The 22,132-nt window shown below is 70.1% G+C and carries 18 protein-coding genes and 1 pseudogene; 13 read left to right on the forward strand and 6 right to left on the reverse strand.

Annotation, left to right across the window (positions count from 1 at the left end):
- Positions 1-208: 208 nt before the first annotated feature.
- Positions 209-1,996, forward strand: coding sequence for an acyclic terpene utilization AtuA family protein (locus AB0K14_RS38320; RefSeq protein WP_360462864.1), 1,788 nt, complete (start codon positions 209-211; stop codon positions 1,994-1,996).
- Positions 1,997-2,088: 92 nt separating this feature from the next.
- Positions 2,089-3,612, forward strand: a complete 1,524-nt coding sequence (locus tag AB0K14_RS38325; protein WP_360462867.1) for a GMC oxidoreductase — start codon at positions 2,089-2,091, stop codon at positions 3,610-3,612.
- 9 nt (positions 3,613-3,621) lie between these two features.
- On the opposite strand, the gene AB0K14_RS38330 is transcribed toward AB0K14_RS38325, so the two are convergent.
- The gene (locus tag AB0K14_RS38330) at positions 3,622-4,464 is read right to left on the reverse strand and encodes a recombinase family protein (protein ID WP_360462870.1); all 843 of its coding nucleotides are present in this window, start codon (positions 4,462-4,464) and stop codon (positions 3,622-3,624) included.
- Between the two features lie 51 nt (positions 4,465-4,515).
- On the opposite strand from AB0K14_RS38330, the gene AB0K14_RS38335 reads away from it, so the two are divergent.
- The 4 genes from AB0K14_RS38335 to AB0K14_RS38350 all read left to right on the forward strand — a co-directional run bounded on the left by AB0K14_RS38335 (position 4,516) and on the right by AB0K14_RS38350 (position 11,173).
- Entirely contained in the window at positions 4,516-5,658 is a 1,143-nt protein-coding gene (locus tag AB0K14_RS38335; RefSeq protein WP_360462872.1) for a hypothetical protein, read from the forward strand.
- Between the two features lie 574 nt (positions 5,659-6,232).
- Positions 6,233-7,084, forward strand: a complete 852-nt coding sequence (locus tag AB0K14_RS38340) for a hypothetical protein (protein WP_360462875.1) — start codon at positions 6,233-6,235, stop codon at positions 7,082-7,084.
- A 224-nt stretch (positions 7,085-7,308) separates the two neighbouring features.
- Positions 7,309-10,011 carry a tetratricopeptide repeat protein gene (locus AB0K14_RS38345; RefSeq protein WP_360462878.1) on the forward strand — a complete coding sequence of 901 codons (2,703 nt, stop codon included), beginning with the start codon at positions 7,309-7,311 and terminating at the stop codon, positions 10,009-10,011.
- Positions 10,012-10,372: 361 nt separating this feature from the next.
- Positions 10,373-11,173 (forward strand): DUF4365 domain-containing protein, encoded by an 801-nt coding sequence (locus AB0K14_RS38350; RefSeq protein WP_360462881.1) that lies wholly within the window; start codon positions 10,373-10,375, stop codon positions 11,171-11,173.
- A 535-nt stretch (positions 11,174-11,708) separates the two neighbouring features.
- On the opposite strand, the gene AB0K14_RS38355 is transcribed toward AB0K14_RS38350, so the two are convergent.
- The gene (locus tag AB0K14_RS38355) at positions 11,709-11,879 is read right to left on the reverse strand and encodes a hypothetical protein (protein WP_360462884.1); all 171 of its coding nucleotides are present in this window, start codon (positions 11,877-11,879) and stop codon (positions 11,709-11,711) included.
- A gap of 61 nt (positions 11,880-11,940) precedes the next feature.
- Here AB0K14_RS38355 and AB0K14_RS38360 point away from each other — a divergent pair, with 61 nt between their 5' ends.
- Complete coding sequence (locus AB0K14_RS38360; protein ID WP_360462887.1) at positions 11,941-12,804, forward strand: hypothetical protein; 864 nt, start codon at positions 11,941-11,943, stop codon at positions 12,802-12,804.
- On the opposite strand, the gene AB0K14_RS38365 is transcribed toward AB0K14_RS38360, so the two are convergent.
- The 4 genes from AB0K14_RS38365 to AB0K14_RS38380 form a co-directional block, all read right to left on the reverse strand.
- A complete protein-coding gene (locus AB0K14_RS38365; RefSeq protein ID WP_360462890.1) occupies positions 12,796-13,113 on the reverse strand; it encodes an integrase in 318 nt (105 codons plus the stop codon). The genes AB0K14_RS38360 and AB0K14_RS38365 overlap by 9 nt on opposite strands.
- 213 nt (positions 13,114-13,326) lie before the next feature.
- Positions 13,327-13,668, reverse strand: a complete 342-nt coding sequence (locus AB0K14_RS38370) for a DUF5713 family protein (protein ID WP_360462893.1) — start codon at positions 13,666-13,668, stop codon at positions 13,327-13,329.
- 595 nt (positions 13,669-14,263) lie between these two features.
- Positions 14,264-15,640: a recombinase family protein gene (locus AB0K14_RS38375; protein ID WP_360462896.1), complete on the reverse strand. Its 1,377-nt coding sequence runs from the start codon at positions 15,638-15,640 to the stop codon at positions 14,264-14,266.
- Positions 15,641-16,213: 573 nt separating this feature from the next.
- Positions 16,214-16,357 (reverse strand): hypothetical protein, encoded by a 144-nt coding sequence (locus AB0K14_RS38380; protein WP_360462898.1) that lies wholly within the window; start codon positions 16,355-16,357, stop codon positions 16,214-16,216.
- 13 nt (positions 16,358-16,370) lie between these two features.
- Here AB0K14_RS38380 and AB0K14_RS38385 point away from each other — a divergent pair.
- The 6 genes and pseudogenes from AB0K14_RS38385 to uppS all read left to right on the forward strand — a co-directional run.
- Positions 16,371-16,445 (forward strand): annotated as a pseudogene (locus AB0K14_RS38385) (undecaprenyl diphosphate synthase family protein); the annotation flags it as partial.
- 234 nt (positions 16,446-16,679) lie between these two features.
- Positions 16,680-18,068 carry an oxygenase MpaB family protein gene (locus tag AB0K14_RS38390; protein WP_360462901.1) on the forward strand — a complete coding sequence of 463 codons (1,389 nt, stop codon included), beginning with the start codon at positions 16,680-16,682 and terminating at the stop codon, positions 18,066-18,068.
- A gap of 218 nt (positions 18,069-18,286) precedes the next feature.
- Positions 18,287-18,493, forward strand: coding sequence for a transposase (locus AB0K14_RS38395; RefSeq protein ID WP_360462923.1), 207 nt, complete (start codon positions 18,287-18,289; stop codon positions 18,491-18,493).
- A 35-nt stretch (positions 18,494-18,528) separates the two neighbouring features.
- Positions 18,529-19,188: an ABC transporter ATP-binding protein gene (locus AB0K14_RS38400; protein WP_360462926.1), complete on the forward strand. Its 660-nt coding sequence runs from the start codon at positions 18,529-18,531 to the stop codon at positions 19,186-19,188.
- The gene (locus tag AB0K14_RS38405; RefSeq protein ID WP_360462904.1) at positions 19,185-20,057 is read left to right on the forward strand and encodes an ABC transporter permease; all 873 of its coding nucleotides are present in this window, start codon (positions 19,185-19,187) and stop codon (positions 20,055-20,057) included. The genes AB0K14_RS38400 and AB0K14_RS38405 overlap by 4 nt, the downstream gene beginning before the upstream one ends.
- 15 nt (positions 20,058-20,072) lie before the next feature.
- A complete protein-coding gene (gene uppS / locus AB0K14_RS38410) occupies positions 20,073-21,941 on the forward strand; it encodes a polyprenyl diphosphate synthase (RefSeq protein WP_360462906.1) in 1,869 nt (622 codons plus the stop codon).
- The last annotated feature ends 191 nt before the right edge of the window (positions 21,942-22,132 follow it).

Raw genomic sequence — 22,132 nt, forward strand, 5'->3', positions numbered from 1 at the left:
ACGGATGAGGGCCGGCCGGCTGGTGGGGGAAGCCCGCCCGCCTACGACGTCCAGGGCTGGAACTGCGACACGTCGAACGTCCCCCACCGCGCACGGCAGTACCTGCCGCGGAGCAGCGACCGCCATCCAGCCGCGGACCCCGCCCTTGTTCCGAGCCCGCGCACCGTCGTCCGGCATCCGCCGGACAGCGCGACCAAGGAGGTATCCGGTGTCCCCACGCCGCCCGGTCCGCATCGCCGGCTTCTCCGGGAGCATGGGCGACAGATCCTCCGCCTTTCACGACGCCGTCCACGGGGAACCCGTCGACGTGCTGGTCGGCGACTCGATGACCGAGTTCGTGGAGTCGATGGTGGCAGCCCGCTTCCTCGACGACCCGGAGGAACACCGCCGGTTCTTCTCCCCGCTGTTCGCGGCACAACTGCTGCCCGAGCTACCCGCGCTGGCCGACAAGAAGCTGAAGGTCGTGACCAACGCCGGCGTGCACAACCCCCGCGGGCTGGCGGAGAAGATCCGTCAGGCGGTGCAGGCGGGTGGTGTGGACCTGCGCGTTGCCTGCGTCACCGGCGACGACCTGTTCGAGGAGGTCGACCGGCTGGTCGCCGAAGGGCAACTGGTCAACACCGACACCGGCGAATCCCTGGGCAGCAGCGAACGGCGTCTGCTGGCGGCTGACGCCTACCTGGGAGCCTGGGGTGTCAAGGCGGCACTGGACGCGGGCGCCGACATCGTCATCACCGGCAGGGTCGCCGACGCCTCCCTGATCAGCGGTGTGGCCGCCTGGTGGCACGGGTGGGAACGCGACGAACTGGACAAGATCGCGGGTGCCGTCGCCGCCGGGCACATCATCGAGTGCGGCCCACAGGCCACCGGCGGCAACTTCTCCGGCTTCACCACCGTGCCCGACAACACCGTCCTGGGATTCCCCATCGCCGAGGTCGCCGGCAACGGTGACTGCGTCATCACCAAAAGGGCCGACGAGGGCGGCACCGTCACCGTCGACACGGTCACCGCCCAGCTGGTCTACGAGATCCAGGGCCCCCGGTACCTCAACCCCGACGTCACCTGGCACGTCGACTCGGTGACGGTCACGCAGGAAGGACCGGACCGGGTACGCGTGATCGGCGCGAAGGGCAGCGCGCCCGTCGGGACCACCCGGGTGGGAATCCATTTGCACACCGGTTATCGCGGGTCGATGTGGTACTTCCCGACCGGACTGCAGATCGACGAGAAGGTGGAGATGCTTCGGCGGCAGGCCGAGATCGCCGCCCAGGACAACGACGTGGAGCAGCTACGGCTGTCGGTCTGCGGCCGGGCCGCAGCCGACCCGGCCGACCAGTGGCAGGCCACCGTCCCGGTGAAGGTGACCGTCGCCGGGACCACCGCGGCACACGTCGAAGGCTTTCTCACCCAACTCAACTCCTTCTGGCTGGGCAGCTTCCCGGGCTTCTACATCGAGGTCACCGAGATCTTCCCCGGCGTCCAGGCCCGTATCGACTACTGGCCCGGCCTGCTCCGCCAGGACAGCCTGCGACACCAGGCACACCTGCCCGACGGCCGAGTCGTGGACATACCTCCCCCTTCGGGGGTCCAGCCCTACGAAGGACAGCCGGCAAGTACCCGCACACCACCGGCCGACCTGGCGTTCTTCGGCCCGACCGTTCGGCGTCCCCTCGGCGACGTCGTGCACGCACGCGCCGGAGACAAGGCGGGCAACGCCAACCTCGGCGTCTGGGTGAGCCACGACAACGCCTACCCCTGGCTGTTGTCCTTCCTCACCGCCGACCGGCTCGCCGAGCTGCTCGCGAGCCCCGCGGTGATCACCATCGAACGCTACGAACTGCCGAAACTACGCGGTCTCTGCTTCGTCCTGCGGGGTTACCTCGCACCCAGCAGCTCCGCGGGACTGTCACTGGACCAACTGGGCAAATCACTGGGCGAATTCCTGCGGGCACGCCATGTCGACGTTCCCGCCTCGCTCCTGCCGCCGCAGTCCTGATCACGGACCACCCTGTCCGGGGTGCCGGACATGCCATCGCCGGACCGCACATCGCCGAACGGTCGCGCAACCACCAACAGGGGAGGACATCCGTGAACGACGACACCGAACGCGAGGAACGGCACGGAGTCGTCATCGTCGGCTCGGGTGTGGGCGGGAGCATCGCCGCTTTCCGCCTCGCCGAGGCCGGCGTGGAGAACGTCGTCCTGGAGCGGGGCCGGCGCTGGCCGGTCACGCCTGCCGGCGACACCTTCCCCGCGTTCCCCTCCCTGGACCGCCGACTGGTGTGGCTGGACGACGATTCCACGCCCCTGCCGCCGGCACGTGGCCCTCTGCTGTCCCTGCTCCGTCGCACGCTGTCGGCGGCGCTGCCGCGCTCCACCGGCCTGCTGGACGTGAACGTCCAGGACGGCGTCGTGATCCTCAGCGGCGCGGGAGTCGGCGGCGGAACACTGGTCTACGGAGGCGTGCTCGCCCAGCCGCGCCCCGGCCCCTTCCGGCGGTTGTTCCCGGCCGACCTGGACTACGACGAGCTCGACCGCGTCTACTACCCCCGAGCGCGCGAGCGCCTGGTGGCCGCCCCGTTCCCTGAGGACCTGTACGCCCTGAAGCCCTACGACTCGAACCGCCTGTGGAACCTCGCGGCGAACCGGTCAGGGCTCTCGGCCGAGACCATCGAGAGCAACTACGACTTCGACACCGTCCGGGGAGAACTCGACGGCACCGGGACAGCCTCGGTGGTGATCGGCCAGTACCACTTCACCGGCTGCAACAGCGGCGCGAAGATGAGCGTGGACCGCACGTACCTCGCACGGGCCGAAGCATCCGGCAAGACCACGGTGCGGGCGCTCCACCGGGTGACCCACGTGTCCCAGGATCGCATGGGCCTCTACCGCGTGGTCGCCGAGCGCCTGGACGAGAGCGGAACGGCCGTCGAGCGCCTGGTCTTCGTCTGCGACAGGCTGATCCTCGCGGCCGGGGCCCACACGCCGCGGATCCTGCTCACCGCACGCGAGACCGGTGCCCTGCCGCGGTTGCACGAGTCCATCGGAAAGGGCTGGGGATCCAACGGCGATCACCTGACCGTGATCAGGACCTCGTTGGTCCCGATCGGCGCACCACAGGGCGGCCCGCCGGCGGTTCTCGTGCGAAACTCAGACGGCACGGCCAGCCTGATGCACTCGCCCATGCCCTTCCCCGCGGGCTCAGGGCTGCTCACCTGCATCGGCATGGGCATCTCCGACCACTTCGGACAGTGGACCATGACGGCAGACGGCAAGACCAGGCTGAACTGGAAGGCCGATTACGACGCGACCTCCCGGAAGGCCGTGAACGGCCTTGTCCGCCACGTCGCGCGGTACATACCCGGCGGACACCCGGTGATACCCGGCAAGCCGACGCGCCCGGTCGTCGCGCATCCCGTCGGCGGCGTCATCCTGGGCAAGAGCACCGACACCTACGGCCGGCTGCGCGGCTACAGCGGCCTGTACTGCCTGGACGGCGCCCTGATGCCCGGTTCCACAGCCGCCGTCAACCCGGCACTGACCATCGCGGCGGTGGTCGAACGGTGCCTCGACGGGATCATCGCCGACTTCACCCGCGCTTCCCGATCCTAACAAAATGAATCACTGTGGTGGCGTCAAGCATGTCCGATGTGGATCAGTTTCGGTCGTGAGGAGGGTGAGGCGTCGCCGTTGACCGCCTCGGACGATCTGTGGGAGCGGGTCGAGCCGTTGTTGCCGGTGGTGCCGCGCAGGACCCGCGGCGGACTTCGACTTGCGCAGTAGGTGCGCCTGCGTGAACTCCTCGACGCTCACGATCGCCGGATGCGCAGGCTTGCGGGACCGCACGATCCGATCGGCGCTCGCTCGCCGGAAGCGGATCACGTAGCCGGCCGCCACGTCGTCAGGGTCGAGCAACATCTCTTGCCGCGCCCACCGCCCGAAGAACGCGAACCCGGTGTACCTCGGGTTGTCCAGGATCGCCCGGACCGTGCTGCCCTGCCAGCCGTCGGCCAACCGGTGCCGGTTCTGGTCCGGCCGCCGAGCAGACGGGCACGGAATCCCGTCCCGGTTGAGGCCCGTTGCGATCGCCCGGTCACCTCGACCGCTCACGTACTCGGCGAAGATCCGCCGCACAACCTCCGCCGACTGCTCATCTATGGCCAGCACCCGCAACCGGTATCCCTCACTCGCCTTCCTGGGATTCGGGTGCGGACCGCCGTCCACGACCACGTAGCCGTAGGGCGCACGTCCGCCCTGGTGCCGCGCCTCATTGACCACCTGGGCATCCATCGCGGCTCGGACGCGTGCCTGCACGTGCTGACGCTCGGACTCGCTCATCCCACCGAGCACGCTCATGAGCATCTTGTGTGACGGGTTCCGAGCGTCGAACTTGCCGCCCAGTTTCGGTACCCACAGCTCAGCGGAATGCGAGGCATCTTCGGAAATAGCGCCGATGTCCACCATAGCGGTGACGAGGGTTGCGGCCGGGGTGAGTGCTCTGGAACAACCTGGGTCATGGATGTAACCCGATCCGCCCTCACCCCGTCCGAATCCGTCCGGTACGGCCGCCGCTGCGACAAGGGCGAGAACACACCGGGGTACCCGTTCGTCCTGCCCGATCTGCGCGTGCCCTGGCCTGCGCGGACGAACCCGCACGTGGGTTCGGCGCGCAGGCACGCCAAGGACTGGGCTCGCGAGATGGGCATGCTGTCCGGTTTCGGCACGTGGAGCGAGGACACCTTCGACTCCGACGACTGGCCGCTGTTCGCGGCCCTGACCCATCCCGATGCCGACCGGGAGCAACTGCACCGGGTCAGCCTCTGGGACGTGTGCCTGCTCGCCCTGGACGACTACTTCGTCGCCGCCTACAAGGACACCCGAGATCCGGTCGGGGCCAGGGTGTTCGTCGAACGGCTCCGTGAGTTCATGCCGCTGGAGGGTGCGACCGCCCCTGTGCCGACCAACCAGGTGGAACGCGGCCTCGCCGACGTCTGGTCGCGCACGGCCCCGGACATGCCGCCGAACGTGCGCAGCCGGTTCCCGGACCACGTGATGGAGTTCGCCCGGGGCAACCTGTGGGAACTGGCCAACAACATCGGCAACCACGTCGTGGACCCGATCGAGTACCTCGACCAGCGCCGCAGCACCTCGGGGACCGAGCTGTCCACCAACCTCGCCGCGTACACCCTCGGGAAAGCCCTCCCCGCCGGGATCCTCCAGTCCGGCCCGATGTCCGCACTGGTCAACGCGTTCGCCGACTGCGTCGCGCTGCGCAACGACATCTACTCCTACCGCAAGGAGATCGAAGTCGAGCACGACGTCAACAACGGAGTGCTGGCCCTGCAACACTTCCTGCGCAGCGACCTGCAGCACGCCGTCGACTTCGCCCACGACCTCTACAACGCCCGGATCGCCGAATTCGAGCACATCGCCGCACATCTGCCCGTGTTCTTCGTGGAACAGTCGCTGAGCGCGGCCGAGCGGGACGGTGTCCTGCGGTACGTCAAGAGCCTCAAGGACTGGATGGCCGGCGACAACCAGTGGTACCGGATGACCGGCCGGTACACCCGGAACCGGGCGACATCACCGCGAACCCCGGCCCTCGGCGGCCCCACCGGCCTCGGCACGGCCGCCACCCGCATCGCGTCGCAACGGTGACACCTCCCGCCGTCACATCCGCACGTCAAGGCACTCGCGACGACTCCGCGACGACGTCTACGGTCGGTTCACCCTGCGAAAACAGAGCCTGACGGCTGGCGACGGCTCTGCCGTCCTGCCCGCAAGCAACCGGCCCGTTACCGTCGACCGGTACGGCCGGCGGACCGGCTCCCGCCCTGGGCGGCGAAGCTCGGCGTGTCGATGTCGCGACCGGTCATCATCGCCGTCCTCTTCGTGGTGCCGCGCCGGCACAAGCTCATGATCATTTCACGATGATCGCCGCACCGGTCCGCAGAGCGGTCCGGTGCAGCGGCGTGCCAGCCTGACGAAGCGCCAGTTCACCCTTTCGTGTAGGCGCCCTGAAGCTGGGGCGCGTAGGCACGGACGCGGCACCGCGTAGAGGATGTCGAGTGGTGCAAGCGTGAGCTGCGCATTCGTCAGTTGTGTATGCCGGACGGGAGGTCGGTGGACGTCCACGGACACACAGGCGCGCCTACCGGCGGATGGTCGCCGTGGTCAGAGTCGCCGTCGGCTGCGACTGCCACTGGATGCCGAGTCGGTGAAGGGCGTCTGCATGAGCACGAACGAGGGTGCCGCAAGGCAAGGCGAACTCACCGCCGAGCAGGAAGAAGACCTGGTCGAAGTGATGCTGCGCCACCAGGTCGGCATCGACCCCCACCACGTCGGCGCCGTGCTGGGCATGGCCGCCGTCGGCCTGGTCAACAGCACGTGGCGCAACAGCCCCGTAGAGGACTGGCACGCCGGCGACGGCCCTCTGAGCGACGGGGACATGCTGCGCGTCAACTCCCCCACCACCCACCGGGTCCGGGACATGATCCGGCGCTGGCGCACCGACTGCGGCATCGACGCCCACTCCCCCACCACCGCGCTGGACGCCCTCGACGCCGAGGCCGTCGACTGGCTCATGGGCCGGCTCTGCCGCTGGCTCATCGACCCGGACCGCAGGCTGCCCACCGGAGTCACACTGGCCGACATCGCCGGCGACGACCTCGACGCGTTCGCCGACCACGTCGCCAAAACACTGGGCACCGTCGCCATCCTCGCCGAGGAACACAGCGCCCGCTACGCGTTCTGGCGCGCTGCGGCACACGGCGGACTCGCCTGTCGCCACTGGTGGGGAACCCGGACCTGGCCCGGATTGGCCGACCGCTTCGTGGCCGCCTTGGACGACCCGACCGACCCGCACTGGGGAGCCGACGGCAAGCGGTTCTCCCGGCTGCCCGCCCGACCCGCCCGGATCAAGGACAACGGTGGGCTGCGCAAGTCATTGCTGCGACACCCTTGGAAACTGGACACGGCATCGGCGAACTACGTCGTCACCGCCGGCATCGGCTACATGCGCGACTCCATACCGCCACTGCCTGCGGCACCCTCATCAGGCGATGGTGGGCTGACGACGAAATAGGCCCGCTTCGACCGACGGTTTACCGGCGGGCCGATGACGTCGATGTAGGAGGTCGTGTGCCTGGATCGTCAGCGGGGCCCGGTGCAGGCGGGGTGTGTTCTGACAGGCGGACGGTCTCGTGCGTCCGTCCGGGCGATACGCGTGTCGAGGGCGGGGACGGTGGTCGGTCGTGCGGTAGACCGGGCTTGGTCAAGAGACCTGACAGGCTGCTCCGGAGGGCTGGGATGGTGGGTCCGGGTCAGGCCGTGCATCGCACGATCGTGGTGGTGGACGTGGAGGGTTTCGGTGATGCGCGCCGGACGCTGCCTCACCAGGTGGCGACCCGGGCCGGGCTATACCGGATGGTCGTCGAGGCATTAGGCGCGGCAGGGGTGCGGTGGCAGGACTGCCACCACGAGGACCGCGGCGACGGCGTGTTCGTGCTGGTCCCGCCCGAGTACGCCAAGGCGCCGCTGGTGGAGGTGCTGCCAGGGACATTGGCGGAAGCGTTGCGGGGACACAACGACGGCAACCCGTCCGCGCAGAACGTCCGGTTGCGGGTGGCGGTGCACGCCGGTGAAGTGGTCTTCGACCGGCACGGCGTGACCTCGACCGCAGTGACCACGACCTTCCGGCTGCTGGACGCGCCGCCGGTGAAGCGGGCACTGGCGGACTCGCCCGGCCTGGTCGCGCTGGTGGTGTCGCGCTGGCTGTTCGACGAGGTGGTCCGCCACTCCGCCGTGCTGGACCCGGCCACATTCCGACTGGTGCCGGTGGCGGTGAAGGAGGTCCGCGACACCGCCTGGCTCGCCCTGCCCGACCACCCCTACACCGCCGACCCCGGCGTGCTCGACCAGCAAGCGGGCCCGGCCGCACCCGACGGTGATGGAGTGGTGCCTCGGCAGCTGCCCGGGGCGCCGGCGCTGTTCGTCGGCCGCGAGGAGCACCTGGCCGACCTGGACCACGCCCTGACGCCCGTCGGCGACGACTCCGCCGCCGGGGCGACGGTGGTGATCTCGGCGTTGGGCGGCGCGGGCGGGATCGGCAAAACCTGGCTGGCGCTGCACTGGGCCCACCGCCACGCCGACCGGTTTCCCGACGGGCAGCTGTTCGTCGACCTGCGCGGCTTCAGCCCCGCCGACGACCCGACGGACCCGGCAGTGGCGGTCCGCGGCTTCCTCGACGCATTCGGCGTCGACCCCAGCCGCATCCCCACCGACCTCGACGCCCAGGCCGCGCTGTACCGCAGCCTGATCACCGACAAACGGATGCTGATCGTGCTGGACAACGCCGCCACCACCGACCAGGTCATCCCACTGCTGCCCGGCACCCCCACCTGCACCGTCCTGGTCACCAGCCGCCGCAAGCTCGCCTCGCTGATCGACCGGCACGGCGCCCGCCACCTGCAACTGGACGCTTTGTCCCGCGAAGAAGCCCGCGCCCTGCTGACCGAACGCATGGGTGTTGACCGCGTCACCGCCGAACCGAAGGCCGTTGATGAACTGGTGACGCTGTGCGGGGCCTACCCGCTGGCGTTGTCGATCACCGCCCGCACCGCCGCCACCCGACCCGCCATCCCGCTGACCGAGATCGCCGCCGAACTGCGCGACCTCGGCCTGGAAGCGCTGGACCACGACGATCCCGCCGCCGGCCTGCCCACTGTGCTGTCCTGGTCCCTGCGCCGACTCACCGACCAGCAGCGCATCCTGTTCGCCCTACTCGGGATCGCCCCCGGCCCCGACACCACCCCGCCGGCCACCGCCGCCCTCACCGGCCTGGCCCCGACCGCGGCGCGCAAAGCGCTGACGGCACTGGAGGACGCCTCGCTGCTGGAGCGACGACCGGGTGGCCGGTACGCGATGCACGACCTGGTCCGAGCCTATGCCGCCACCACCGCCCACACCCTGCCCGATGACGTAGGCACGACGGCCCTGGTGCGGGTGGCGGACTTCCACCTGCACACCGCCCACGCCGCCGAACGCCTCCTGGACCGCCACCGCACGCTTCTGTCACCCGACCCGCCCGTGCCCGGCATTCGCCCGCTCCCATTGGCCGACGTCGAGGCCGCGACAACCTGGTTGGAGGCCGAGCACGCCACCCTCCTGGCCACTCAACGCACCGCCGCCGCTCTCGGCCACCACCACGCCGTCTGGCACCTCGCCTGGAACCTGCACACCTTCCACAGCCGGCACGGGCACCACCACGACGATCTTGTGATGTGGCGGGCGGCCTTGGACGCCTCCGCACATCTGCCCGACCCCGCCACTCGCACCCGCACCTACCGGGCCCTCGGCCGCGCCTGCTCTCTGCTGGGCCAACACGAGGAGGCCATCGGACACCTGGACCAGGCCCTCGACCTGGCAGCACGCCACCACAACCCCACCGAACAGTCACACACCCACCGGCAGCTCGCGGCCGCCTGGGAACTGGTAGGGGACGACCGACGGGCTCTAGACCACGCCCGACACTCCCTCGACCTCTACCGCGCACTCGACCGGCCGGTGTGGGAAGCCTGCGCGCACAACCAGGTGGGTTGGTACGCCGCGCGCCTGGGCGAGTTCGACACCGCCCGCGACCACTGCCACGCCGCCCTCGCCCTACAACGACACCACCACGACACCGACGGTGAGGCCGATACCCTGGACAGCCTCGGCTACATCGCCCACCGCACCGGCGAGCACCACCAGGCCCTCCACCGCTACCACCAGGCCCTCGCCCTGTATCGCACCCTCGACAACGCCTATCGGGTCGCGGACACGCTCGGCCGCATCGGTCACTCCCACGCCGGTCTCGGACAATACGACCACGCCCGCGCGGTGTGGTGGGAGGCGCTGGAGTTGTACCGGGAGCAGGGCCGCGACACCGACGCCGACCGCGTCCAAACGCAACTCGACAACCTCGATAACACAACCAACCGCAGTCCCGACGTAGCGGCTGACCGTTCATAGACGGGCAGCCAGGTGGGAAACGATCACGGGTAACCCGGGAACGTTGCCAGCTTTCACCGTCGAATCCGCTGCTCAGCGGATTCCGTCGACAATCCGATGGTGACGCCGGACCGGCGAGTCGCGATGTCGGACAGGGCTGAGACTGCGGCGAGCACGCGGACGGGAACCACCGCACTCACACGATGGGGGACGATCGGCGGACACGCCGCAGCCAACCCATCGCCGTAAGGGATGTCGTGGTATCGACTGTTCCGATGCGGCAGCCGGAGAAGAAACAAAAGGGCGTTCAGGGTGAGCTCGCTGTCGAGGCCGCGTTCGTGGACCTCCGATGGGGGAGTAGCCAAAGGCACAGGACCACGATGTGGGCACCGACCTGTTCCTGCTCGTGCGCGACGATCGGTTGTTCGACCTCGGCCTGGTGGTGGGTGTCCAGGTCAAGACCGGCGACAGCTGGTTCGACGAACCCCGGCGGGACCAGTCCGGCGAGGTCACCGGCTGGTGGTTTCGTGACGACGACCGCGAGCACGTCGACTACTGGCTGGCGCACACGCTGCCGCACCTGCTCGTCCTGCACGACCTCGACAGCGCCACCTCGTACTGGGTGCACGTCACCCCCGAGGCGGTGGTGCCCACCGGCAAGGGTGCGAAGATCCTGGTACCCCGGAGCGACACCGTCGACAGGGCACACCGCGAGGCCCTGCTCACGGTGGCCGCCACGGTACGACCGCCCGCGGTCTGGGAGGGCAGCGCGTGGGCCGGATCCGGTGCGATCCGCCCGAAGGACCTGTTGCGGCACGCGCTGCTCACCCCTCGGCTCGTCGCCCCGCACTTCAACGCCGGCGTGGCACAGGCGATCGGTCCCGAGCAGGCCGTCGCCCTGATCGTCGAGGCACGATCGCAGGCGATCGAGGGCTTCGCCGCCCGCCACCCCCAGGTCCCGGGCCTCGAACCGGCGGGTAACTCACCGGAGTGGGGATGGCGCTTCGCGGCAGCCTTGGCCGAACGCACCCTGACCGGCGCGATCGACGACCTCCTGGCCTGCGTGGAGACCGCCGACACTCCCTCCACCCGTGCGGCGGCGACCGCCGCCGCCGCGGCGCTGCTGGAGCGGGCACAGCCGGATCAGGCCCTGGAATTGCTGGACGCGGCACTCGCCCGATGACGACAGCGACCCCGTCGACCACGCCTGGTTGACCGTGCAGCACGCTCGGGCCTGTCTGGAGATCGGTCTGGTCGACCAGGCACGCGAGGATGCCGCCCGCGTCCAGCGGGTCCGGCTGGGCAACGCCGAGGATGTGACGGCGACGGCGATCGCCGGTGTGGCGACCCAACTGCTGTTCAGCCTCGCCGACTGGGGCACCCGTGACGTCCAAGAGGTGATCGTCGGCTCGGACACCATCTCCGTGTGGTGGCGCTACCAGCGGATCGCGGCCGGCGCGACTTCCGTGATCGATCGCGAGTTCACCACTTGGAGCCGGCGCTCGGCCCTGGTGATCGGTGCCGAGGACGTCGCGAACAACCGTCTGTTCACCGCCTCACTCATGGCCAGCCACACAGGCGACCATGGCGACGTCTGGTCAGCCTCAACACCAAACGGGCCCTGCTGCGAGTGGATCGCACGACCGACCCGGAGCAGGCCCGTATTCTCCTTGACGCACTGCGGGTCAACGGCGACCACAAGGCCCTCGACATCGCCGTCAAGCCGTCACCACCGCCGCGGCCGAGATCGACTTCGCGCGCTGGACCCGCACCACCACACCCGCCAACCTGACCCTGCTGCACCGCGGCGGCGACGTCCTGGACTCCTCCACTGCCTCCGCCGCCGTCGACTGGCTGCTCGCCACCCTCAACGCACCACAGGAGTTCATCGCGCGCACCACTCCCACCTTCCGCCTCGGCCGCCGCCTGATCGACACACTCGCCGGAGTCGTGCCCGCAGCCGCGCCGGCGGAGCACCTCACCGTCATCGACACCGTGTTGACCATGCCCCCACAGCACGACCAGATGACCGCCACCTCCTGGGCCCGCGTGGTCCACGCCCTGCCCGAGAACACATGGACCCCCGCCCTCGCCGCCCGTGCCACCACAGCCGCATCCGCACACCACGACGCGCTGCGCCTCGCGTTGCTCTCCGCAGCCGGCCCAGTCGACAAGACCGCCCACCAGCGACTGCTCACCGAGATCAGGGACGAGGACTCCCTGGACGCGCTGGCAGCACTCGGAAACGTCCCCTCCCTACCCGATGACGTCGCCGCCGACCTGATCAGCATGCTCCAACCCCGGATCCTCGGCCTGATCGACGAGGCGCTGCACGGCTCCTGCTCTACCGGCGGCCACGACCTCGGCCGTGCACTGGCCGTGCTGAACACCACCCACCCGGCAGTCGCACGCTGGGAACCGCTCTACGCACTGCTATCCGAGCCACAGGTCACCGCAGACGACAAGACCGGCGCCTGCACCGTCCTGGCACGTCGCGGCGACAGCCTGGATCCGGACGTCCGGATACGCCTGGCCGACGTCGTGACCGCCATGATCGATCACCCCGTCGTGCCGATGGATCGCATCGAGGACCATCCCGGTGTCCTGGGCCCCGCCGCCGAACTGGCCACCACCGCCTTGCACAACTGCCTCACCGACACCGGCACGCTCGTCGCTCGGACGATCTCCGACACCCTGAACGACACACCGAACCCCACCCACCCGCTCACCGACATCCAACAGGAGCTGTCCACGCACCGCTCGGCCGCCGTCCACACCTCCGTTGCTCGCCGACATCCCCTCCCCTCAGCGTGACCGACAAAGGCACCCCGTCCGACTCGGGTAGGTCCACTTCCTCGCGACCAGGCACCGATGCCACCGCTGAACGGTGCCCGGCGTCACCAACCGGTGTTCCCGTAACCAGTCGGGGAGCCGTCTCACCAACGCGGCGAGCACCGCGCGGTCGGCCCGGTCCCATCGCGGGCGTGGGTTCGTCCGACGCAGCACCGCGACCTCGTACCGCAGCACCAACAGCTCGACGTCCTTGGCCGCGGAAGACCGGCCGAGCAGAACCAACCAGCCGACGAGCCGGACGAAGATCAGGTACAGCAGTCGCAACGCCACGCTTCACGATCATGGCCATGCGGTCCACGGTGCACGATCACCGCAGCTCAGCAGCCCAGTGCAGAGTTCTGGCACTCCACACGACCACCAAGAGCCTTCCAGGACTACCCCGACCAGCAGGACATCCTGCGCCTGCGTTCCCTGGCGAGCCGTCAGCTGACACGGCAGCGACCAAGATCCCCGACAGAGTCGAGCCAACGCGCCGTCTGTCGCTCACCAATCGCGGGTGGCGATCAGTTTCTCCACATCCGCGTCCGCGTACCCGTAGGCCGAGGCGACGAACCAGAACTCCTCGGCGATCGCCTCCCGCGCAACCGTCTCGATTTCACTTCCGGCTGCATCGAACTCCGCTTGGAGCAGGTTGAACTCCTCCGTCGCGGCCTCGGTCAACGCATACAGGGCCGCCGTATCTGCCGGCTGCTCGGCCTCGATCCGCTCGCACAGCCGCAGCAGGATCGCCCGGCCCTTGTCGACGACGTGATCGGGGTAGTACGAGTCCGCGTACAGTTCCTGCAGGAACGCGTGACTTTGCACCTGCTGGTTCCCGATCGGCATGGCCCCTCCTCATTACCCGCGCACGAGCTGATGCGCTGATCATGCACCACGCCAAGGGCTGACAGCACGAGGCGTCCGACTGTCGTGATCACGGCGGCCCGCAGGTCCACCCAGTGCGTCGACAACACGTTGGGTCTGGTCGGGCTGCGCGTGATCGGCCCCGACGTTGGTGCCGTTCGCTGGTCGCGGTCACATCAGGCGTTCCGCGACCGCGGTGGCACCGGGACGCGGGTGCGGGACGATTGCCGTCGTGCAGCAGCGCCGTCTCGGCCGCGATCGGCGGCTCGGCGCGATCGGCGGCAGTCGGCCACGCCGAGCCCTCGACGTGATCACCACGACCCCTCCTCGTACATGCCATATTTCCGCTGCAAGCCCGGGGCTGTGGTGCTGGAGGAGATCACGCCGATGCTCGTCCGGGCGGAGGAGCACGATGTGCCGGTGTTTCGGCGACCGTGGCCGGGAATGGGTGACCGAGGGGCACCAGCTGACCAGGCGTGCCCGATCGGCGGTGGAGTCGTGCAGGCGCATCGCCGAGGGCGGTTCCGCGGTCGCGATGCGCGCGTCGAACGCGCGCCTGCCCGGTAGGGCCGGCCGCCTACTGGAAGGCCGACCTCATCCGATCCGCGAATGCGGTGGTGTCACCTCTGCCGCGGGAGCTCAGCGCTTCCAGCAGGCGTCGCAAGCCAGCCAGGCGCGGCTCGTCCTGCAAGGACTCTTCGTCGACGATCACATGGCGGTCCACGCATTCCAGGACGGCGTCGAGTGGAACGGTCTGTCCGACGTGCTCCTCGTCGTGTGCTGTGAGGACTTCGGTGATGACGTCGAAGCTTTCGATCGGGCGGTGTGAGGCCAGGAAACGACACAGTTGCACCACGTTGTGGGTGACCCTCGGATGCGGCAGGACAGCGAGCACGTGCAGGACCGGTGTGGGGTTTGCGGCGATGCCCGCCGACGTGAGGTGGTCGGCGATGCGGGCCAGTAGGTGGTCCTCGCGGAGGTAGAGATTGCGGGGTGCGTCGTCGGGCCGGGTCCGGGCGCTGGGGTGTCCGTGGCGGCAGCGGTAGCCGGGCCGGTCATGTACCCGGTGCGCGTCCATCCGCCGCCCGCACACCGCGCAGTGAAGGCTTCCGGTCAACACATAGACGTGCTTGCCGCCCTCGGCGTTGGGGCGACCGGCATGGACGGTTTGGGCGGCGAGGAAGTCCTGCTCGGACACCAGCGGCTGGTGGGCTATGCGGCGGGACAGCGCCCACTCGTGCCGGCTGTTGCGGGTCGTGGGGCGTCGTCCGGTAGCGGAGCGGTCGGTGCGGTCCGCGCTGGTGCGGTTCCACACCTGGTACCCGGTGTAGCGGGGATTGCGGAGGATCTCGGTGACGGTGCGCAGCGACCAGCCGTCGCCGGCGCCCGACGGGCCCGGGATGGCGCGTTCGTTGAGTCGGCGCGCGATGTGGGCGCAGCTGCGGCCCGCGAGCCGCTGCGAAAAGATCCATCGCACGTGGGACGCGGTGCTCGGGTCGGGGGCGAAGCGCTGCACGCGGACACCACGACGGGCCAGTGCCCGATTGGGGTGTGGGCCCGCGTCGACCAGCCGGTAGCCGCAGGGAGGCCGCCCGCCGAGGTAGCGGCCTTGCTCGACGGTTTGCAGGCGCATTGCGGCGACGACGCGGTGACGAGCGCGCACGACCTCGGCATGCGATCGTGCTGCCGGCACCGCGGCCAACGCTTCGTGCAGGGGGCTGCCGAATTCGACTGGTCCTCCAGCTTCCGGCAACCACAACCCGACTCCGTGCCGCTCCAGGATCGGGCGCAGGGCGTCGAGCTGTCCGGTGTCGAAGGCCCGTTCGTACTCGCCGACCACGATCGCGTCGATCCGGTTGGCCGGGTCGCCCAAGGCCGCGAGCAGCGGGGCGGGCTGCGGACGCTTGGGCCAGGGCACCTGACGGGAGCAGCCGACCTCGAAGTACTCGGCCACGATCCCTTCCGTGACCGGCCACCAGCTTGCGAGCGACATCAACCTGCCACAGCCGGGACGTCCGCGGGTCCTGGTGCTCGGCAGTGGACGCTCTCCCGTGGAACAGAAACCGCAGCGGTCCCTCGACCGCAGGCCCGGAAGTCCCCTCAGGAGCCGTGGACGCGAGCCATTCCGCCAGCGTGGACGGACGCACCAGAGTAGACACTTGAGGCAGGTCCCGGCTGCGCGTCCGGATGGCCGACCCGCACGACCACCACGATCGGGCAAAGCCGCTGCGGACCCGTTCCCTGGGCGACGCCAGGGAAACCTTCACCGACGGCATGACCTCCGCCGCCACCGTCGCCGCAGCCGTCACTATCGCGGCCGCCGCACTCGTCTGGCACTTCCTCCCCCACACCGCCGGACAACGTCGACCCCGTAGGCGACCTCGCCGCCATGGACAGCGACGCGTACACCGCCAACACGTGATTGACTGCCGAACCAGCAGGAATACCACGGCAGGCCGGCGCATTCACGTGTGAGAGTCACACCAGGCGAAGGTGGCCGTTCTCCTCCGCAGCGGCCGGCACTCACTCAGGGCAGCCGTGAGCCGGCCTCCGGTCGCGTGGTGTGTGCCGCCAGGAACTCGACCGGGTCGAGGTTGTCCAAGCCCGCGATGTCCAGCGCGCACAGGTGGTGAGACTTCGGCAACGACCACGGTGAGCGCGCGCCTGACACGCGGCACCTGCCCCTGGCCGACATGCCCGACGTCGACCTGCTGTGGCGCACCAGCGCTGAGCAGCGCTCCTCCAACTTCCTCCGCTGGCAGGCCGCACTAGGCCGAGTCGCACTCGCCCGCGCCCCTGGTTCGAGGTCGACCTGCGCGATCTGCGGGAGGCCATCACCGAGCACGGGCGCAGGCAACGCCGCCTCGGCGCCACCGCCGTGGCGCCGACCACCTGATCGGATGATCTGGCGGCGAGGACCTTCCCGAACGGCCCGCGTCGCCCGATCATGTCCCGGAGCGGGAGGACCGTGCGGTCCGGGCTGGGGAGGTCGCGTGTCGGATCAGGCGCAGCACGCCGTCGGGGACGAGGACGAACTCGGCGTCGGCTCCGCCTCGTGGAGGTACCTGGGCAGGTGGCGGCTGCTGCTGGTGGCCCACCGGGCGCTGGTCCTGCAAGGCGCCCACCCGGCCGTCGGCGCCGCGATCAGCCAGTTCTCCGTCTACACGGCCCGACCGTGGCGGCGGCTGTTCCACACCCTCGACAGCCTGCAGCTCTACATCTACGGCACGCAGGCCCAGCGCGATCGGGAGATCACCCGCCTGGAGCGGCTGCACCGGCGGATGCGGGGCGTCGACGAGCGGGGCAGGCCGTTCACCGCGTCGGACCCGGCCGCCAGGATGTGGGTCCACCTGACCCTGTTCGACTCCATGCTCACGGTGCACCGCCTGGGCGGCGACCCGCTGCCCCGCGTCGAAGCCGAGCGCCTCTACGCCGAGTGGCGCGCGCTCGGGCACCGGTTCGGCATCACCGACGCCGACCTGCCCTCCACGCTCGACGACTTCACCGCCTACTTCGACCGCACCGTGGACGAGGTCCTGGAGGACAACGCGGCCGTCCGCGACCTGCTGTTCGGCAGCATCCACCAGGCTCCCCCGCCGCCCGGCGTGCGGATCCCCCAAGCGGTCTGGGCGCCGCTGTGGCGCGTGGTCACCACCGCCGCGGTGCAGGCGACGGTGACCACCCTGCCGGCGGCGCTGCGGCGCAAGTTGGGCATCACCACCCTGCCCGGCTTCGGCCTGGTAGTGCTCGGCCTGCACCACGCGGTCCGGGTGGTCATGGACGCGCTGCCGGAGCCGTGGCGCTACATGCCCTACGCCGCGGCCTCCATCAAGGCGGTGCGCAACGCACCGCGGCTGGACACCCCGATGGACCCGGCGATGTTCTTCACCACCGTCCTCGACCAGACCGGCGAAGGCCGGATCCGGTGGAACGACCTGCTCGCCATGGCCCGCGAGCTGTCCGTCCACCTGGACCTCGACGAAGCCGACGAGAACGAGGTCCACGCCGCCTTCGAGTCCTGGTGGGACCAACTCCGCGACGCCACGGGCGGCACGGACGCCATCACCTTCACGCAGTACCAGGCGGCCGTCACCGAAGGCCGCTACCCCGGCGACACCGCCACCACCCGCGGCGTCGACGACGTGGTCGACGTGATCTGCCGCCTCATCGACCGCGACGGCAACAGCAGGATCCCCGAGGAGGAGTACGCCCGGCTGTTCACCAACAGCCCCAAGCGCCACGAGATCATCACGGACCTCCGCGCGCTCGACCGCAACGGCAACGGCCTCCTCGACATCCGCGAGCTCGCGGTCGCCCTGCACGACTTCTTCGCCGGCCGCCACGACTTCGCCGTCGCACGCGAACTGCTCGGCCGCGTCTGACCGCCGAGCCGCGCGCCCCCGCCGCACCGGTCGGCCCGGGGCGTGGTCGAAGCGCCACCCAGTCGGACACGCCGCTCCCGCGATCCAGCCCGGGACCTCGGGGCCGTGTCGCACAGGCGGTCCGGTCGAACCGCGGACCGGTCGGACGCCGGGCTGCCGGACATCGCGGACCGCCGGCACCGGCCGACCTCACGGATCCGAGTCGTCCCGCTGCCGCGCTGCGGCCGGTGGTGGCCGACTCCGCCTGCGGCGACAACACCGTCTTCCGTCAGGGGCTCACCGACCGCGGCCTGACCTACGCGCTGGCGGTCTCGGCGTCCACCAGCCTGCATCCCGCCACCACGATGAAAGGTTCAGTGTTCGGGCCCGCCCCTCATCGCGTGATCAACGACTCGTGCAGTCGCCCGGTCGACCGCCGGAACTAGTCCGTTGGGGTGAATGCCCGTTTCTTCTCCGCGTCATGATCGTTGGGCGATTCGGTCACGGTTGGCCCGGATGGGTGGGGGAAGTAGGCGTGGAGGTCAGGGGTGTGCGTCATGCCTATCGTCGGCGTGTCGTATTGCGGGGCGTGGACCTGTGGCTTCGTCCGGGTGCGTTGTGCGGGGTCGTCGGGGAGAACGGTGCGGGGAAATCGACTTTGCTGAAGGTCCTGTCCGGTGAGCTGCGGCCCACTCGCGGGACGGTTCGTCACGCTGGTCCGTTCGGGTACTGCCCGCAGCACGTGGTCCTCAATGACGCTCTGACCGTGCGGCAGCACCTGGAGTTCTTCCGGAAGGCTTATCGCCTGGCCGATCTGCGGTATGCCGAAGAGATCATGGATGTGTTGGACTTCGCCGGGTACGTCGACGAGCGGGTCGGTGTGCTCAGTGGTGGGACGCGGCAGAAGCTGAACGTGACGCTGGCGCTGATGCACGATCCGCGGGTGTTGTTGCTGGACGAGCCGTACCAGGGGTTCGACTGGGACACCTACCAGCGGTTCTGGGACCTCGCCGCGCGGTTGCGCGATGCGGGGCGTTCGGTGCTGGTGGTCTCCCACCTGGCCTACGACACCGAACGCCTGGACGAGTTGTGGCGCCTGGACGACGGGGTGCTCCGCCGCGACGAGGCGGTGTCCGCGTGAGGTCCCACTTAAGTTGGTTCACCACGGCCACCAAGTTCGCGCTGATCGAGCACGGCCGCAACCGGTTCGCCACGCTCCTCGTGGTCCTGTTCATCCCCTTGTGGACGACCCTGGCGTATCTGTCGGTGCCCGACACCCCGGCGCCCCTGCGGCTGCGCGCCACCGGTGAGACGCTGGCGCCGCGCGGGAACGAGCTGACCGAGATCAGCGGCGCGCTCAACGCGGTCACCCTCATCACCGGTTTCATGATGTTCGCCGCCACGTTCTCCGGCAGCCGCTTCGACCGCCGACTGGCGATGGCCGGCTACCCCCGCACCCACCTCGTGGCGGCCAAGGTCACCGCGCTGGCCCTGGTCTCGGCGGCGGTCGCCGCCTACGCCACCGCGGTCACCTGCCTGGCGTGGACACCCCGGCAACCGCTGTTGCTCGCCGCCGCGCTGTTCTGCGCCGGGCTCACCTACGGCGCTCTCGGGGTCGGCTTCGGCTCGGTGCTGCGCCGGGAGGTCGAGGGGATGTTCGCCATCGTGATGACCAGCATCATCGACCTCGCCCTGCAGAACCCGATCGTGAGCTCCGGGGCCGACAACCCGATCATGCGCTTCCTGCCCTCCTACGGAGCCATGCAGGCGGGCACGGCGGCGGGGTTCTCCACCAACCCGGTACCGGGCCACCTCGCCATCCAGCTCACCTGGTTCGCGGTGGCGGCCCTGATCGCCCTGGTGGGTTTCCGCCGCAGCACCCGCAGCACCCTGCCCACCGCCGCACAGGCCCTCGCCCCCGAGCCGGGAAGCGACTCCTTCCTCACCCCCCAACGTCGAACCGCCACGCCCTCGGCGCCGGGGCCGGCATCCGACACGACAGCACCCTGAGGTCCCGGTCCCCAGATGCGCACACACCCACACCCCCAGCCCACCTCGGCACCCTTCGACGACGTCACGCCCGCGCGGCGGGGCCGGGCCACCGGCCGTGCACTGATGGGCGAGGACCCCCTCTTACGGGCGGCGTACCGGCTGTGCCGCCGCACCACACGAGCGCACGACCCCGCCATCCACGCACTCATCCAGCTCATGCCGACCGTGCTGCGCCCGGCGTGCTGGGCCCTGTGGGCGGCCGCCAGCACCCTGGACGACCTGGCCGACCGTCCAGGCGTGGAGCCGGCCCGGCGCGCGGCCGACGTCGAGGCGTGGACCAGGGCACTGGAGCACGACCTGGCGGTGGGCACGAGCACCGATCCGATCCGACACGCCCTGGTGGACGTGGCGGCGCGGTGGCGTCTGGACCTGTCCGGCCTGCGGGGCGCGATGGCCACGACGCGGGACGACGCCCGCGGTCTGCGCTTCACCGACTGGGCCCAGTGGCGGGCCTGGTGCAACCGGGAAGTGGTGCCCTGGGTCGACCAGGCGCGGCACCTGCTCGACCAGGCCGGCGCGCCGATGACCCTGCGCTTCGACCGGCAGGCCGACTACCGGCACTTCGTCGACGGTGCCCAGCTCGTCGATACCCTCACCGACCTGGGCACCGACCTCGCCCAGGGCCACCTGCTCCTGCCACGGGAAGCCATGGCCCCCTTCCCCGGCGCGGAGGCGGACCTGATCCGACGCCGCTGGAGCCCGGCCGTGGCGGCCCTGATCGCCGAGCTGACCGCCCTGGCCCGCCGACGGGTGACCAGGCCCGCCCTGACCAGGGGAATGCACCCCGGAGCCGCCACCGTGCTCGACACGGCGGCCGCCCTGATGCGCCTGCAACTCGACGCCGTCGACGCGGCCGGACCCACCCTGCTCACCCGCCCCCCGCGCCCGTCCATCGCGGCCCGCGCCCGCGTGCTGCTCCCCGCCCGCCTCCGCTCCGCCGTGGCTTGGAGCCTGACGCCGCTGACCGTGCCCGCGGTCAGGCCCGCCGCGGCGGTGGTGAAGACGAGCGATCCGGGCCCGACGGCCGAGGACGCCGGGCTGCGGCCCCCGCCACCGCACCGCGACGGCGCCCGACCCCCGCACATCGCCGCCGACAAGATTCCCAACCACGTCGCGATCATCATGGACGGCAACGGCCGCTGGGCCCAACAGCGCGGCCTGCCCCGTAAGGAAGGCCACCGCGTCGGTGGCGCCGCCGCGCACGAGATGGTCTACGGCGCCCTGGAGATCGGCCTGCGCCACCTGACCCTCTACGCGTTCTCCACCGAGAACTGGAAACGCGACGCAGACGAAATCTTCACGATCTTCGAAGCGGTCCAACGCGAACTCGACGAGGGCACCCTGCGTGACCTGGACGTGCGCCAGCGCTGGTCCGGCCGTCCCGACAGGCTGCCCCAGGACCTCGTCGAAGCCCTCAGGCGCGAAGAGCACCGCACCCGCGACCGCACCGGACTGACCCTCACCATCTGCCTCGACTACGGCGGCCGCGACGAGATCACCCGCACCGCCGCCGCACTCGCCCAAGCCGCCCGCAACGGCGACGTCGACCCCCACCTCATCGGCCCGGACGACTTCGCCCGCCACCTGCCCCACCCCGACATGCCGGACGTCGACCTGCTGTGGCGCACCGGCGACGAACAGCGCACCTCCAACTTCCTACCCTGGCACGCCGCCTACGCAGAGCTCTACTTCACCCCCGACTTCTGGCCCGACGTCGACCGACGCGACCTGTGGCAGGCCGTCACCGAGTACAGCCGCCGCCAGCGCCGCCACGGCGCCGCCCTCACTTCCTCCGAACACCAACGGCCGTCCCCTCACGCCCAACCCGACTCCCGCCACTGACGCCTCCCAGCTCAGCCATGACCACACCAGCCGAATTCCCCGACATCCGGCCAGTCGCCGTACCAACGCCGCCTGCGCCCGCGGTGACGCACTGCTGCGGCAGCGGCATCCCGTGGGCAAGCGCTCGTCGGACACCAGTGATGACGTCCTCAACACCAGTCCGAGGTAGTCGAGGTCCCAGTCGAGTCGGC

The organism is Actinosynnema sp. NPDC050801 (assembly GCF_040673975.1).
In the GTDB taxonomy this organism is placed as follows: Bacteria; Actinomycetota; Actinomycetes; order Mycobacteriales; family Pseudonocardiaceae; genus Actinosynnema.

Excerpts from the sequence above, each read along its gene's own strand:
- AB0K14_RS38330 (WP_360462870.1), bottom strand. The coding sequence starts at position 4,464 with ATGGTGGACATCGGCGCTATTTCCGAAGATGCCTCGCATTCCGCTGAG.
- AB0K14_RS38335 (WP_360462872.1), top strand. The coding sequence starts at position 4,516 with ATGGATGTAACCCGATCCGCCCTCACCCCGTCCGAATCCGTCCGGTAC.
- AB0K14_RS38340 (WP_360462875.1), top strand. The coding sequence starts at position 6,233 with ATGAGCACGAACGAGGGTGCCGCAAGGCAAGGCGAACTCACCGCCGAG.
- AB0K14_RS38345 (WP_360462878.1), top strand. The coding sequence starts at position 7,309 with ATGGTGGGTCCGGGTCAGGCCGTGCATCGCACGATCGTGGTGGTGGAC.
- AB0K14_RS38355 (WP_360462884.1), bottom strand. The coding sequence starts at position 11,879 with ATGAACTCCTGTGGTGCGTTGAGGGTGGCGAGCAGCCAGTCGACGGCG.
- AB0K14_RS38370 (WP_360462893.1), bottom strand. The coding sequence starts at position 13,668 with ATGCCGATCGGGAACCAGCAGGTGCAAAGTCACGCGTTCCTGCAGGAA.
- AB0K14_RS38400 (WP_360462926.1), top strand. The coding sequence starts at position 18,529 with ATGATCGTTGGGCGATTCGGTCACGGTTGGCCCGGATGGGTGGGGGAA.
- uppS (WP_360462906.1), top strand. The coding sequence starts at position 20,073 with ATGCGCACACACCCACACCCCCAGCCCACCTCGGCACCCTTCGACGAC.